This is a genomic window from Geodermatophilus sp. SYSU D00742, from assembly GCF_054049935.1.
Map to the genome: position 1 here is coordinate 15,469 of NZ_JBJGYJ010000019.1, position 13,754 is coordinate 29,222.

Annotated in this window: 12 protein-coding genes; 7 read left to right on the forward strand and 5 right to left on the reverse strand. The window is 75.4% G+C overall.

What is annotated here, in order from left to right; all coding sequences use genetic code 11:
* Positions 1 to 198 precede the first annotated feature (198 nt).
* The 3 genes from ACI78V_RS14195 to ACI78V_RS14205 all read right to left on the reverse strand — a co-directional run bounded on the left by ACI78V_RS14195 (position 199) and on the right by ACI78V_RS14205 (position 3,008).
* The gene (locus ACI78V_RS14195; protein WP_456851768.1) at positions 199 to 1,446 is read right to left on the reverse strand and encodes a vanadium-dependent haloperoxidase; all 1,248 of its coding nucleotides are present in this window, start codon (positions 1,444 to 1,446) and stop codon (positions 199 to 201) included.
* A gap of 142 nt (positions 1,447 to 1,588) precedes the next feature.
* On the reverse strand, positions 1,589 to 2,311 hold the full coding sequence (locus ACI78V_RS14200; protein ID WP_456851770.1) for an SGNH/GDSL hydrolase family protein: 723 nt from the start codon (positions 2,309 to 2,311) through the stop codon (positions 1,589 to 1,591).
* Between the two features lie 61 nt (positions 2,312 to 2,372).
* Positions 2,373 to 3,008: a superoxide dismutase family protein gene (locus tag ACI78V_RS14205; protein ID WP_456851772.1), complete on the reverse strand. Its 636-nt coding sequence runs from the start codon at positions 3,006 to 3,008 to the stop codon at positions 2,373 to 2,375.
* Between the two features lie 296 nt (positions 3,009 to 3,304).
* Between ACI78V_RS14205 and ACI78V_RS14210 the strand changes: the two genes are divergently transcribed.
* From ACI78V_RS14210 to ACI78V_RS14225, 4 genes are all read left to right on the forward strand, one after another.
* Positions 3,305 to 3,556, forward strand: coding sequence for a hypothetical protein (locus tag ACI78V_RS14210; RefSeq protein WP_456851774.1), 252 nt, complete (start codon positions 3,305 to 3,307; stop codon positions 3,554 to 3,556).
* Complete coding sequence (locus ACI78V_RS14215; RefSeq protein WP_456851776.1) at positions 3,553 to 4,383, forward strand: hypothetical protein; 831 nt, start codon at positions 3,553 to 3,555, stop codon at positions 4,381 to 4,383. The genes ACI78V_RS14210 and ACI78V_RS14215 overlap by 4 nt, the downstream gene beginning before the upstream one ends.
* Positions 4,383 to 6,173: a fumarate reductase/succinate dehydrogenase flavoprotein subunit gene (locus tag ACI78V_RS14220; protein ID WP_456851778.1), complete on the forward strand. Its 1,791-nt coding sequence runs from the start codon at positions 4,383 to 4,385 to the stop codon at positions 6,171 to 6,173. Before ACI78V_RS14215 ends, ACI78V_RS14220 begins: the two co-directional genes overlap by 1 nt.
* A gap of 65 nt (positions 6,174 to 6,238) precedes the next feature.
* Complete coding sequence (locus tag ACI78V_RS14225; RefSeq protein ID WP_456851780.1) at positions 6,239 to 6,994, forward strand: succinate dehydrogenase/fumarate reductase iron-sulfur subunit; 756 nt, start codon at positions 6,239 to 6,241, stop codon at positions 6,992 to 6,994.
* A 48-nt stretch (positions 6,995 to 7,042) separates the two neighbouring features.
* Here the strand turns inward: ACI78V_RS14225 and ACI78V_RS14230 are convergent, their stop codons facing one another.
* Positions 7,043 to 7,228 carry a hypothetical protein gene (locus ACI78V_RS14230; RefSeq protein WP_456851781.1) on the reverse strand — a complete coding sequence of 62 codons (186 nt, stop codon included), beginning with the start codon at positions 7,226 to 7,228 and terminating at the stop codon, positions 7,043 to 7,045.
* A gap of 167 nt (positions 7,229 to 7,395) precedes the next feature.
* Between ACI78V_RS14230 and ACI78V_RS14235 the strand changes: the two genes are divergently transcribed.
* On the forward strand, positions 7,396 to 7,905 hold the full coding sequence (locus ACI78V_RS14235; RefSeq protein ID WP_456851783.1) for a phosphohydrolase: 510 nt from the start codon (positions 7,396 to 7,398) through the stop codon (positions 7,903 to 7,905).
* Between the two features lie 27 nt (positions 7,906 to 7,932).
* Here ACI78V_RS14235 and ACI78V_RS14240 read toward each other — a convergent pair whose 3' ends face one another.
* Positions 7,933 to 10,683: a PEP/pyruvate-binding domain-containing protein gene (locus tag ACI78V_RS14240; RefSeq protein WP_456851784.1), complete on the reverse strand. Its 2,751-nt coding sequence runs from the start codon at positions 10,681 to 10,683 to the stop codon at positions 7,933 to 7,935.
* Between the two features lie 199 nt (positions 10,684 to 10,882).
* Between ACI78V_RS14240 and ACI78V_RS14245 the strand changes: the two genes are divergently transcribed.
* Positions 10,883 to 11,482: a TetR/AcrR family transcriptional regulator gene (locus ACI78V_RS14245; protein ID WP_456851786.1), complete on the forward strand. Its 600-nt coding sequence runs from the start codon at positions 10,883 to 10,885 to the stop codon at positions 11,480 to 11,482.
* A gap of 6 nt (positions 11,483 to 11,488) precedes the next feature.
* On the forward strand, positions 11,489 to 13,666 hold the full coding sequence (locus ACI78V_RS14250; protein ID WP_456851788.1) for an MMPL family transporter: 2,178 nt from the start codon (positions 11,489 to 11,491) through the stop codon (positions 13,664 to 13,666).
* Positions 13,667 to 13,754: the final 88 nt, after the last annotated feature.

Below are 13,754 nucleotides of genomic sequence, written 5' to 3' on the forward strand. Positions count from 1 at the left end.
CGGCAGCCGGCTCGCCCGCGGGAACTCGTCACATATCGAGTCTCGCGGGCTATCTATCGAGGATCAATAGAGCAGAGGTGTCGAACCACTGCTCACCGCGTCGTCAGGTCCTGCCGTGCCCGGGCCGGGCGCCCCGCACGCGCAGGCCGCGGGGCGGGCGGCAGGCGTGCGGGGTGACCTCCGGGGCGGTTCTCCGGCTCACCGGCCGGTCGGCCCGGACCCGCGGTCGACGACCTCGTCGGCGACCGCGCGGCCGATCTGCCGGGCGTCGTCCATCGCGTCGCGGAAGTGGATGCCGAGCCAGATCCGTGCCTGGGTGACCTCGTCCAGCCAGGCCTCCTCGTCGTCGTAGGTCCGGGTGGTGTTCGTGACGTTGCTGCGGATCACCATGTCCACCCGGCCGCGGCCGAACAGCTCCTCGAGGCTCTCCGCGACGGCGGAGCTGACGCAGCCGTGGCCGCTGGGGCTCTCCGGGTACGGCGGCGCCGCCCGCAGCGAGGTCCACCCCGGGTCCGGTGTGGTGGCGGGGTTGCCGTCCCGGTCGGCCTGTGCGATCGCGGTGACCGGGCGCCAGAAGGGGATCTCGTACTTGACCCGCCAGCAGGTGATCAGCGCGTCGGCCCCGGCGCTGTTGGCGACGGCGAACATGCGCACCGTGTCCACGATGTCCATCCGCTGGCGGACCGCCCGCTCCCGCATGGCGTCCTGGTACTGCCGCACCGGGTTGTCGCTCCAGAACAGGGCGAGGTCGGTCTGCTCGGCGGAGCGGCTCGTGCTGGTCGCGGAGCCCATCGCGGCCACCTCGGCGAGGTCGGCGGCGTACTCCTCGCTCTCCAGCGGGTCGGGCCCGTCCGAGGCGAACTGCTGCGGCGAGTCGATGACGAGCGGCTCGGTGAAACCCAGCCACGGAGCCGTCATCTCCCCGTTGCCGGTGGGCACCCACATCCCGGGCGGGGGCTCCTCGGGTCTGGGGAGGGTGATCGGGGCGTCCCGCCCGTCGTCGGCGCGGGCCGCGACGAGGGCGGCCGCGGCGGCCGCCCCCACCTGCTGGCCGGTCCGCCGCGCCTCGCCGTCCGGGACGCCGGCCAGCCAGGCGTCGTAGTCCGCGTCCAGGGCGGCCCGCGACGCCGGGAACCAGTGGACGAGCACGTCGTGGGCCGCGGTCGCCGCGGCCACGTCCGACGCGCCCCCGTCGTCCTCGGCGGTGACGACGGCGTCGTACACGGCCGTCGACACCATGCCGAGGTAGAGCTGGGCCACCGGTGGTGGCTTCTCGCCCTCGACGCCGATGGTGCGCCAGGCGATGGCGTTCCAGTTCAGCACGACCGCCGGGTCACCGGGTGGCTGGGCCGCAGCGTGCGCGGCCGCCGCGGTCGGTGTCGCCGCGAGCACCAGCAGCGCGGCGACCGCGACACCCTGACGTCGTGCGGTGCCGGTCCTGGTCATGGACTGCCTCCGCGGTCCCGCTGCCCGCCACCCGTCGGCCCCCGCTTCTCGGGACCGGTGGCGGCGCCGGGAGCAGTGGCAGAACGCTAGTCCCGGGAGCGGGCCGCGGACAGGGCCGGGCGCGCGCCGCCGGCGGGCGGGCTCACGTGGTCCCGGACGCCCCGGGCTGGATCGCCGCCCAGAACGCCTCCCGCACCCCTCCGGCCCCCCACGCGTTGGGCTCGATCAGGTTGCAGAACCACAGGCTCCGCTCGGCCGGTCGGGGCTCGCGCCGCGCCGGGTTCCCGGCGAGCAGCCCGTGACCGTGGAAGGAACCGGCGATGTCGGCCACCGCGGCGCCGTGCCGGGCCGCGACCCCGCGCAGGGTGTCGTTGAGCTCGTGGACCAGCTCGACGGCGTCCGGCCAGGGCGGCAGCCCCAGCCGGACGGCGTCGCCCGTGCCGTCGCTGGGGTCGTAGACGGTGCCGACGACGACCCGGCCGGCCGGGTCCAGGGCGCCGGTGATCGTGGTCAACGCCCGGGACACCGCGGCCTGCACCCGGGCGACCACGCCGCGCGCCGCGCGCGTGTCCCCGTACGCCCCCAGCAGGTCGTTGCCCCCGATGGTCACGGTGACCAGGGTGGGGCGGACCCGGAGACCGGCCAGCCGGGGCAGCTGGACGTCCAGGAGCGTCCGCGTGGTGGCGCCGTCCGTGGCCAGCAGGTGGAAGGTCGCGTCACCGTCGGCGGACACGAGGTCGCGGCCCCGCCACTCCGGGAAGTCGTCGTCCCGGTTGGCGAAGAGCAGGCTCGCCCCGCCGGTGCCCGGACCGCCGGAGTAGTCGTCGATCGAGATCGAGTCGCCCAGCGCGACGTAGTGGCCCACCCGACGATCCTCCGCCGCCGCGCCGCGGGCCCGCGACCGCGGCGCCGGGCCGCACCGGCGGTCAGCCCTCCACCGGTCCGCAGGCGATGCGGCCGCCGGCGTCCCCGGTGGCGCGCGTCATCTCGTCGGGGCCGCCGGGGGCGTACCGCTCGGGGACGTTGGCGTAGTTGTCCCGCCCAGCGTGGACCATGACCGCGCTGCCGTCGTCGTCGGTGAGGTCGTCGCCGGTCAGCGTGTCGGTGACGGTCGTGAGGGAACCCGCGCCCGACCGGTCGACGTACAGCACCGGGAGGTCGCCGGCGTGCTCACCGTGGTCGGCCGTCCCGGCGCCGAGATGGCCTCCGGCCGAGAGGAAGTCCCCTCTCGTGGTGGGGTCGGTGGGGCTGGGGCTGTCCGGCTCGCACCGGCCGATCGCGTGGACGTGGAACCCGTGGAAGCCCGGCGGGAGTCCCTCGACCTGGACCGACACCCTGAGGCCGCCGTCGGCGTCGGTGAAGGTCGCCGTCCCGACCTCCGTGCCCTCGGGGTCGACCAGGCGGGCGGTGAGCTCGTCGCCGCCCCCGCCGGACGCCTCGGCCCCGCTCGCCGCCCCACCACCGGCCGGGACGGCCGCCGCCCGGTCCGCGGCGGCGCACCCCCCGAGCAGCACCGGGAGCACGCACGGGACGACGAACGAGGTGGCGACGGTACGGCGCATGGGGTCCTCCTGGCGGTCGGCCGGCGGCTCCGGCGAGCCCCGACCGGGACGAGTCCGGGATCCCGGCGCCGCCACCCGTCGGCCGGCGCCCCGTACCGGGACGGGGCCCAGCGTCCTCCGGCCGGCGCCGGCGAGGAACCCGGTGCGCCCCCGTGCCGGCGACGGGCCGGGCGCCGTGCCGGCGACCCGCCGGAGTCGGAGAAGCGGGGACCGAGCCCCTTTCCTCGGCCCCGGGTCCGTGGTGCACTGCGTCCCTCCGTCGGCCCGGCGGCGTCAGCAGGGATCTGGGGGCAGGGATGTCTTTGGAGCAGGACGTGGCGGCGGCTCGCAGGGCGGTCGACGCCCTGGAGCAGGCGTGCGCACCGTTGACCCGGCACTTCGGGGACACCGTGGACTCCCGGCGGCTGCGGGTCGACGTCGGCCGGCTCCGCGACGACCTCACCCTGCTGTGCGGTGCACGGTCCCGCGCGGTGTACGACCCCTTCGCGACGGTCTACGGCGACGGGGACGACGACGGCAGGGGCGGGTCCGGCCGCACGGCGTCGTGACGACCACCGCACCCCGCGGCACCGGGGCGGTCAGCCCCGGCCACGGCAACGGCGCGCCCGCGCCCCGCCGCGCGACCATCCCGGCGCGGACGCTGCGCACCGACCGCTGGTGGCTCCAGCCGCTGCTGACGGTCGTGGCGCTGGTGGCGTTCATCGTCTACTCGACGTTCCGCGCCTTCCAGAACGCGTACTACTTCTCCGAGCCCTACATCTCGCCGTTCTACTCGCCGTGCATCACGACGGCGTGCGAGGGCGACACGTTCCCCGAGTGGTTCACCGGGCCGGCCTGGATCTCCCCGGCGATCTACATCCTCGTGGTGCCGCTCGGCTTCCGCCTGACCTGCTACTACTACCGGAAGGCGTACTACCGGTCGTTCTGGCTGTCGCCACCGGCGTGCGCGGTCGCCGAGCCGCACAAGCGCTACACCGGTGAGGCCCGGCTGCCCCTGCTCGGCCAGAACCTCCACCGGTACTTCTTCTACCTCGGGCTTGTCTTCAACGTCGTCCTCACCTACGACGCCGTCCTGGCCTTCCGCGACGAGACCGGCGCCTGGGGCCACATGGGCCTGGGCACGCTGGTGCTGCTGGCCAACGCCGCCCTGCTGTGGCTGTACTCGCTGTCGTGCCACTCCTGCCGGCACATCGTGGGCGGCCGGCTCAACTCCTTCTCCCGGCACCCGCTGCGCTACCGGTTCTGGACCGTGGTGTCGCGGCTGAACGCCAACCACATGAGGTACGCGTGGGTCTCGCTGTTCGGCGTCGCCCTCGCCGACTTCTACGTCTTCCTGCTCGCCACCGGCACGCTGACCGACCCGAGGTTCTTCTGATGGATCTGGAGCGACACGAGTACGACGTCGTCGTCGTCGGGGCGGGGGGTGCGGGCCTGCGGGCCGCGATCGCGGCCCACGAGGCGGGCGCGCGCACCGCCGTGGTCTGCAAGTCCCTCCTCGGCAAGGCGCACACGGTGATGGCCGAGGGCGGCATCGCCGCGGCGATGGCCAACCTCTACCCCGAGGACAACTGGCGGGTGCACTTCCGCGACACGATGCGCGGCGGGAAGATGCTCAACCACTGGCGGATGGCCCAGCTGCACGCCCAGGAGGCGCCCGACCGCGTCCGCGAGCTGGAGGACTGGGGCGCGCTGTTCGACCGCACCCCCGACGGCCTGATCAGCCAGCGCGACTTCGGCGGTCACCGCTTCGCCCGGCTGGCCCACGTCGGCGACCGCACCGGGCTGGAGCTGATCCGCACGCTGCAGCAGCGCACCGTGGCCCTCGGCATCGACGTCTACATGGAGTGCACGGTCACCCGGCTGCTGACCGGGGCCGACGGCGTCACCGGCGCCTTCGGGTACTGGCGGGAGTCCGGGCGCTTCGTCGCCTGGCAGGCGCCGTCGGTGGTGCTCGCCACCGGCGGCATCGGCAAGTCCTACAAGGTCACCTCGAACTCCTGGGAGTACACCGGGGACGGCCACTCCCTCGCGCTGCAGGCCGGCGCCACGCTCGTGAACATGGAGTTCGTCCAGTTCCACCCGACCGGGATGGTGTGGCCGCCGTCGGTGCGCGGGATCCTGGTGACCGAGAGCGTGCGCGGCGACGGCGGCGTCCTGAAGAACTCGGCGGGCAACCGCTTCATGTTCGACTACATCCCCGACTTCTTCCGCAAGGAGACGGCGGAGACCGAGGACGAGGCCGACCGCTGGTACGAGGACAAGAAGAACAACCGGCGCCCGCCCGAGCTGCTGCCCCGCGACGAGGTCGCCCGCGCCATCAACAGCGAGGTGAAGGCGGGCCGCGGCACCCCGCACGGCGGGGTCTACCTCGACATCGCCTCACGCCGGTCGGCGGAGTACATCCGCAAGCGGCTGCCCTCGATGTACCACCAGTTCAAGGAGCTCGCCGAGGTCGACATCACCGCCGAGCCCATGGAGGTCGGGCCGACCTGCCACTACGTGATGGGCGGCGTGGAGGTCGACCCCGACACCGAGGCGGCCCGGGTCCCGGGCCTGTACGCGGCGGGTGAGGTCGCCGGCGGCATGCACGGGTCCAACCGGCTCGGGGGCAACTCGCTGTCGGACCTGCTGGTGTTCGGACGGCGGGCCGGCCTGGCCGCCGCGGAGCACGCGCGGGCACGGACGGACCGGGCGCCGCTCGCCGACGAGGCGCTGGCCGACGCCGCGCGCGCGGCGCTGGCGCCGTTCGAGCGGGAGGGCGGCGAGAACCCCTACACCGTGCAGCACGACCTGCAGCAGACGATGCACGACCTGGTCGGCATCATCCGCACCGCGCCGGAGATGGAGCAGGCCCTGGACCGGATCGCCGCGCTCAAGGAGCGGGTGGCGAACCTGTCGGTCGAGGGGCACCGGCAGTACAACCCGGGCTGGCACCTGGCCCTGGACCTGCCGCACATGCTGGTCGTCAGCGAGTGCATCGCCCGGGCCGCCCTCGAGCGGCAGGAGAGCCGGGGCGGGCACACCCGCGACGACTACCCGGCCACCGACGCGGAGTGGGCCCGGACCAACCTCGTCTGCTGGCGCGCCGCCGACGGTTCCGTGGCGCTGACCCGGCAACCGCTGCCCCGGATGCCGCAGGAGCTCGCCGAGATCTTCGAGTCGTGAACGAGCTCGCGAGTTCCTGACGGGCAGAGCGGCAGCGCGACGACGAGCGCCAGCGAGGAGGAAGCATGAGCTACGACGCCACGTTCCGGGTCTGGCGCGGGGACGCCGACGGCGGGGACCTGCAGACCTTCACCGTCGCGGTCAACGAGGGCGAGGTGGTGCTCGACGTCGTCCACCGGCTGCAGTCCACCCAGGCCGGGGACCTCGCCGTCCGGTGGAACTGCAAGGCGGGCAAGTGCGGGTCCTGCAGCGCCGAGATCAACGGGCGGCCGCGGCTGATGTGCATGACGCGGATGAGCACCTTCGGCGAGGACGAGACGGTGACGATCACCCCGCTGCGGACCTTCCCCGTGATCCGCGACCTGGTCACCGACGTCTCCTACAACTACGAGAAGGCCGCGCAGATCCCGGCGTTCACCCCCCGCGCCCGGGACGAGGACGGCAACCACCGGATGCAGCAGGTCGACGTCGAGCGGCCCCAGGAGTTCCGCAAGTGCATCGAGTGCTGGCTCTGCCAGGACACCTGCCACGTCATCCGCGACCACGAGGAGAACAAGCGGGTCTTCGCCGGGCCACGGTTCCTCATCCGCCTGGCCGAGCTGGACATGCACCCGCTGGACGAGCAGGACCGCCGGGACGCCGCCCAGCAGGAGTTCGGCCTCGGCTACTGCAACATCACCAAGTGCTGCACCGAGGTGTGCCCGGAGGGCATCCACCTCACCGACAACGGCATCATCCCGCTCAAGGAACGGGTGGTCGACCGCCGGTACGACCCGCTGACGTGGCTCGGGTCGAGGATCGGGCGGCGCCCCCGGCGGTGACCTCCCCGCGGCGTCCGTGCCACCGGGGGTCGGCCCCGCGTCCTCCGGTCAGCCGGGTCGCGACGGGCGCGGGGCGCGCCCCGGCGGCGTGCGGGTGAACCGCCACCCTGCCCGCTCCAGCAGGGCGATGCACTGGTCGACCACGGCGTCGAGGTCGTACTCCTGCGGCACCTCCGGTGGCATGGCCAGGTCCAGTGCGTTCGCCAGTGCGACGTGGAAGTCGCTGCGCGCCATCGCCGGGCCTCCTTCGCCGGTCCCGCACCACGACGGTGCCGGGACGCGCCGGCGGTGCCCGCCGGCGACATGTCGATGATGTCCTCGCGCGGTCGTCCGCACACCCACGCGCGACCCGGCCCTCCGGTGCCCGTCACCGGCCCGGGACGTCGTCTAGCCTCGGCTCCGTGGGGTTCACCGCGCCCGACGCCCATCTGCTCGCGCTCTCCGCGCACGAGGGCCAGGTGGACGAGCGGGGCCGCGACCACTACCTCGCCCACCTGCTGCCGATCGCCGAGGCGCTGCGTCCGTACGGCATGCACGCGGAGATGGCCGGCGCCCTCCGCGACATCGTCGCGGACACCCGCGACCACCCGGACCCGGCCCGCCGCTACGACCTCGACCGGCTGCGCGGCCTGGGCGTGCCCGAGGTCGTCGTCGAGGCGATCGACGCGGTCACCCGGCGTCCCGGCGAGCCCTACATCTCCGGCCTGATCCGCCGGGCCGCGGCCCACCCGCTGGGCCGGCTGGTCGAGCTGGCCGACAACAAGCACAACCTCGCCGCCACCGCCGAGCTGGCGCGGACCGACCCGGACAAGGCCCGCACCCTCCGCGAGGGCCGCTACCGCCCGGCCCGCCGGATCCTGCTGGCCGCCGAGGCCGCCGACCCCGTGCACGGCCGCCGCGTCCTCGTCTGACCCGTGCCCCGGAGGGGGCCGGGTCGCTCAGGCGGGTGCCTGCCCCTCGGCCGCCGTCACCAGACCCCGGGTCCCGTCGACGGTGAGCTGCTGGCCGGTCGTGAACCGGCTCGTCGCGTCCGGCAGGCCGACGACGGCGGGGATGCCGTACTCGCGGGCGACCACCGCCCCGTGGGAGTTCGCCCCGCCCATCTCCATGACCAGCGCGCCGGCGGTGAGGAACAGCGGGGTCCAGCCGGGGTCGGTGGACGGCGCGACGAGGACCTCGCCCGGCGCCAGGTGCGCGCCCACGGGGTCGAGCACGACGCGGGCGGGCCCGGTGACGGTGCCGGCGGAGGCCGGCGTGCCCTCGACGGCGCCGTCCGCCGCGGGCGGGACACCGGCCACCGCCTCCGGCTCCGTGCCGTCGCTGAGCAGCACGCGGGGCACGTGCCGACGGAGCACCTCCCGGTCGTGGTCGGCGCGCCGGGCGGCGACGACGTCGCGCAGGTCCCGGCCGTCGAGGGCCGCACCGACCTCGCCCAGGTCCAGGAACGCCACGTCCGCGGCGTCCGCGAGCCGGCCCGCCGCGGCCAGGTGCGCGCCGATCCCCAGCAGCTCGTGCCGGGCGCGGGCGAGGGTCAGCACGATGAGGGACTTGGGCAGCTCCCGGAGCCCGGCGAGCTGGCGGGTCCGGTCCAGGGCCAGGCCCACGGCCCACCCCCGCAGCCGGCCACGCCGCCGGGCCCGCTCGGTGAGCGCCGACACCATGGCCTCGGCCTCGGCGGCGCCGCGCTCGAACACCACGTCGGGAGCCCGCTCGGGGTCGTCGAGCCGCAGGTAGTTGCCCAGCACGCCGAGCACGTGGGCCGGGTCCTCCGCCCAGCGGGGCACCCCGAGGTCGATCTCGGCGACGGCGCGGTGGCCGTAGCGGTCGAGGAAGGCCCGCAGCCCGTCCTGCAGCACCGGGGGCAGCGTCCCGGCCCGGTGGCGGCCGGCCAGCTCCGCCGGTGACCTGCCGCGCACCGCCGCGGCGGCGTCGGCGTCGGCGCGCACCCTGGTCGCCAGGCGCCACAGCTGGAGGTCCATCTCCGTCGTCACGTTGTGCGGGAGGCCGCGCAGGACCGTCGCGAGGTCGCCGGGGCGGGCGTCGGCGCCGAGCAGCCGACCGGCCAGCCACAGCGTCGCGAACCCGACGGCGGCCGGGGGCATCACCCGCGGCACGACCCCGACGACGCCCTCGCCGAGCAGCCCGACGACCGACGCCAGCCGTTGCGCCGGCGCAGCCGACGCCGGCGGCACCGGACGCTGCCGCAACCGCCCGCCGAGGCGGTCCAGACGCCGCCGTGCCGCCGCCGGCCGGACCACCGCCTGCACCACCTGCAGCGGCATCCCGTACCGCGCCGCCACCACGGCGATCCGCCGCACGACCGGGAGCCAGGACGGGTGCACCACGGACAGCCGTGGATCGTCGAACAGCGTCCGCAGCACGGCGGCCGACCGCGCCTCCATCACGTCGAGGACCCGCGGGAAGACCACGCGCCCGGCCGTGCTGCGCACGATCGGCGTGATGTCGAGGAACATCCGCCCCGCCGCGTCCCGGATCCCGGACGGCCCGGCCACCGGATCGGACGCCGGGAGGCCGTAGAGGCGGGCGGCGGAGGCCCCGACCACCCGGATCGCCGAGCGCCCCAGCGGCGTCAGCGGCCGGGTCAGCCCCTGCGCCAGGCTGAAGCAGAAGTAGACGCGCAGCCCGTCGTCGGCCGGGCGGCGGTCCGGCAGCGGGAAGAGCGTGGTGACCGGCCGCGCCTGCGTGAGCCACAGCGTGCCGTCCCCGTCGACGGCCCACTCGGTGTCCTGCGGTGCGCCGTAGTGCTCCTGGACGCGGTTCCCGAGCTCGACCAGCGCCCGCAGCTGGTCGTCGGACAGGCAGGCGGCGTCGGACGGCGGCCGGGGGACCACCTCCGTCCCGCCGCCCGCGCGGGCCCGGACGACGACGCGCTTGTCCCCCGACCGCCGCTCCAGCACCGCGCCGGTCCGGCTGTCGAGCACGAAGTGGTCGGGGTTCACCGCCCCGCTGACCACGGCCTCGCCCAGACCCGGGGCGGCGTCGACGACGGTCTCCGTGCGCCGTCCGGTCACCGGGTCGACGGTGAACATGACGCCGGCGACCGCGGCGTCCACCATCCGCTGCACGACGACGGCGAGCCGGGTCCGGGCGGGGTCGATCCGCTGGCGGACCCGGTAGACGACCGCCCGGTCGGTCCACAGCGACGCCCAGCACCGGTGGACGGCGTCCAGGACGGCGTCGGCCCCGACGACGCCCAGGAAGGTGTCCTGCTGACCCGCGAAGCTGGCGAAGGGCAGGTCCTCGGCGGTGGCCGAGGAGCGGACCGCCACCGCCGCCCCCTCCCCCAGGGCCCGGTAGGCGGCGGTCACCGCGTCGGCCACGTGCGCGGGCACGGGGGTGGCGAGGATCCGCTCCCGCGCCCGCCGGGCGAGGTCGGCGGACCTGGCCTGGTCGTCGGCCGCGGTGGCGGCCAGCTCGCCGAGGATGCCGGTGAGGTCCGCCGCGGCGGCCACGTCGCGGTAGGCCTCGGTGGTCACGCAGAAGCCGTCCGGCACCGGCAGGCCCGCGCCGAGCAGCTCGCCCAGGTTCGCGGCCTTGCCGCCCGCGAGGTCCACGTCGCCCGCGCGCAGGTCCCGCAGGCCGACGACGACCGGGGCGCGCTCCGCCCACCGGCCGCTCCCCCGCGGTCCGGTCTCCCGCGACGCCATTCCCTGCGACGTTCCGTCCACGGCCGTCTCCCGCCGTCGTCCCGGCAGAGCAGGCCGGAGGCTACTCCGGGAACGTCGCTCGACGACCGCTTCCGCGGCCGGGACGTCCGGCCGGCCGGTGGGCCGGCGCCGGGACGGTCGTTCCGGTGTGGGCGAGGACACCGACCGATCCGGTCGGACCACCGACCGGATCGGTCGGTGCGGGCCTACCGTGTCCACCATGGCCCGACCGTTCAGGCAGCAGGTCGACGAGGGCATCCTCGACCGGGCCGCCACCCTGTTCGCCCGCCGCGGCTTCGCCAAGACCTCGGTGCAGGACGTCGCCGACGCCGTCGGCCTGTCCAAGGCCGGGCTGCTGCACCACTTCCCCAGCAAGGACGCGCTGCACGAGGCGGTGCTCGCCCAGGCCGCCGCCCAGGGGCAGCGCGTGCTCGACCAGGTGCGGGACCTGGCCGTGGGGGTCGAGCGCGACCGACGCGCGGTGGAGGTCCTGGTCGACGTCGCCCTGGACCACCCGGGGCTGGTCGCCCTGCTGCTCGCCCCCGTCCTGCAGGGCCCGCCCGACGCCGGCCCGGCCGAGGTGGACGCCGCGGGCGCCGCGGCGCTGCAGGCCTTCGGCGTCGACCCGGGCGCGCCCGCGACGGAGCGGACGGTCCGCGTGGTCGGCGCGCTGGCCGCCCTGGCCGTCCTCACGCTGGCGGCCCACCACGAGAACCAGACCACCGCGTGGCGGCAGCACATCGTCGCCACCTGCTTCGACGCGCTCGGCCACCGCCGACCCGGCGCCGCTCTTCCCGATCCCGACCAGGTGGAGGCCTGATCACCCATGGCTCTTCTGTTGTCCAGGCTCGGTGCGTTCTCGCACCGGCACCGCGTGGCCGTCGTCCTCGTCTGGCTCGTGCTGCTCGTCGGCGGCGGCGCCGGGGCGGTGACCCTGGCCGGGGAGACGTCGGACAGCTTCTCCATCCCCGGCCAGGAGTCGACCACCGCGCTGGAGCGGATCAGCGCCGAGTTCGGCGCCGCGGGCGGGGCCACCGCCCAGGTCGTGGTGTCCGCACCGGACGGTTCGACGCTGACCGCACCGGAGAACGCCGCGGCCCTCGGCACGCTGGTCGCCGAGCTCGGCGAGCTGCCGGGCGTCGCGTCGGCCACCGACCCGCTGGACCCGGCCGCCCCGTCGGTCGACCCCGGGCTCACCACCGGGTACAGCACCGTCACCTACGAGGCACCGGTGGGTGAGGTCACCCCCGAGCAGCAGGACGCGCTGACCGCCGCGGTGGAGGACGCCGGGTCCGGCGCGCTCACCGTCGAGGTCACCGGGCAGGCCGTCCAGGCGCCGCCGCACATCGGCGGCGCGGCCGAGGTGCTCGGCGTGGTCATCGCCCTGGTCGTCCTCGCCGTCACCTACGGCTCGCTGGTCGTCGCCGGCATGAACCTGCTGACCGCGGTCGTGGGCGTCGGCATCGGCGTCCTCGGCGTCACCGTCGCCACCGGTTTCACCGACCTCTCGTCGACCACGCCGATCCTCGCCGCGATGCTGGGGCTGGCCGTCGGCATCGACTACGCACTGTTCATCGTCAGCCGGTTCCGCCAGGAGCTGCGCCAGGGCGCCGACGTCGGCACCGCCGTCGCCACCGCCGTGGGCACCGCCGGCTCGGCCGTGGTCACCGCGGGCCTCACCGTCGTCATCGCGCTGACCGGGTTGTTCGTCGCCGGCATCCCGTTCCTGACCCAGATGGGCCTCGCCGCAGCCGCGACCATCGTGGTCGCCGTCCTCGTCGCCCTCACCCTCGTCCCGGCGGCGCTGGGCTTCCTGGGTCTGCGCGCGCTGCCCAAGCGGCAGCGGGGCCGGGCGCACACCCACCACGCGGCCGGTCGCGGGTTCCTGTCCGGCTGGGTCACCACGGTCACCCGCCACCGCGTCGTGGCCCTGCTGGGGACCGTCGTCGCGCTGGGCACGATCGCCGTCCCGTTCTTCTCGATGCAGACCACGCTGGTGCAGACCCCGCCGGAGGGCAGCACCCAGGCCCGCGCCGAGCAACTGCTCGCCGACGGCTTCGGCGACGGGTTCACCGGCCCGCTGACCGTGCTGTTCGAGGGCGACGGCGCGGTGCAGGCCGCGACGGCGGCCGCCGGCCGGATCCCGGACCTGGACGACGTCGCGCTCGTGACCCCGCCGGTGCCCAACGCCGACGGCACCGCCGCGCTGGTCAGCGTCGTCCCCCGGTCCGGGCCGACCGACCCGGCGACCGAGCAGCTCGTGGCCGACCTGCGCGACCAGCTGGCCGACGTCGACGGCGCCGACGCGTCGGTCACCGGCGCGACGGCGGTCAGCGTGGACGTCGCCTCGAGCCTGGACGCCGCGCTGCCGGTCTACCTGGCGCTGGTCGTGGGCCTGGCCCTGGTGCTGCTCGTGCTGGTCTTCCGCTCGCTGCTGGTGCCGCTGGTCGGCGTCCTCGGGTTCGTGCTCACCGTGGGGGCCGCGCTCGGCGCGACCGTCGCGGTGTTCCAGTGGGGCTGGCTGGCCGACGTGGTCAACCTCGACAGCACCGGGCCGCTGATCAGCCTGACGCCGATCCTGGTCATCGGCATCCTGTTCGGGCTGGCGATGGACTACCAGATCTTCCTGGTGTCGCGGATGCACGAGGCGCACAGCCACGGCGCCGCGCCGCTGGAGGCCGTCCGCACCGGCTTCCGCCAGGCCGCCCCGGTCGTCGTCGCGGCCGCGCTGATCATGTTCTCGGTGTTCGCCGGCTTCGTGCCGGCCGGGGACGCGACGATCAAGTCGATCGCCTTCGCCCTGGCCGCCGGCATCCTGTTCGACGCGTTCGTCGTCCGGATGGTGCTCGTCCCCGCGGCGCTGGCCCTGCTCGGCGAGCGGGCCTGGTGGCTCCCCCAGGGGCTGCGCTGGCTGCCCACCCTCGACGTGGAGGGCGCCGCACTGGAGACGGCGACGGCGGCCCGGCACCGTGACGACGAGCTGGTCGGCGCCGGCGAGCGGTGACCGCGGTGGCGCCCCGGGGCCGGCGGCTCCGGGACGCCACCGCGCCGACGGATCGACGGCCCGCCTCCCCGGAGGCGGGCCGTCGCCG

Excerpts from the sequence above, each read along its gene's own strand:
- ACI78V_RS14195 (WP_456851768.1), bottom strand. The coding sequence starts at position 1,446 with ATGACCAGGACCGGCACCGCACGACGTCAGGGTGTCGCGGTCGCCGCG.
- ACI78V_RS14205 (WP_456851772.1), bottom strand. The coding sequence starts at position 3,008 with ATGCGCCGTACCGTCGCCACCTCGTTCGTCGTCCCGTGCGTGCTCCCG.
- ACI78V_RS14210 (WP_456851774.1), top strand. The coding sequence starts at position 3,305 with ATGTCTTTGGAGCAGGACGTGGCGGCGGCTCGCAGGGCGGTCGACGCC.
- ACI78V_RS14220 (WP_456851778.1), top strand. The coding sequence starts at position 4,383 with ATGGATCTGGAGCGACACGAGTACGACGTCGTCGTCGTCGGGGCGGGG.
- ACI78V_RS14225 (WP_456851780.1), top strand. The coding sequence starts at position 6,239 with ATGAGCTACGACGCCACGTTCCGGGTCTGGCGCGGGGACGCCGACGGC.
- ACI78V_RS14230 (WP_456851781.1), bottom strand. The coding sequence starts at position 7,228 with ATGGCGCGCAGCGACTTCCACGTCGCACTGGCGAACGCACTGGACCTG.
- ACI78V_RS14245 (WP_456851786.1), top strand. The coding sequence starts at position 10,883 with ATGGCCCGACCGTTCAGGCAGCAGGTCGACGAGGGCATCCTCGACCGG.
- ACI78V_RS14250 (WP_456851788.1), top strand. The coding sequence starts at position 11,489 with ATGGCTCTTCTGTTGTCCAGGCTCGGTGCGTTCTCGCACCGGCACCGC.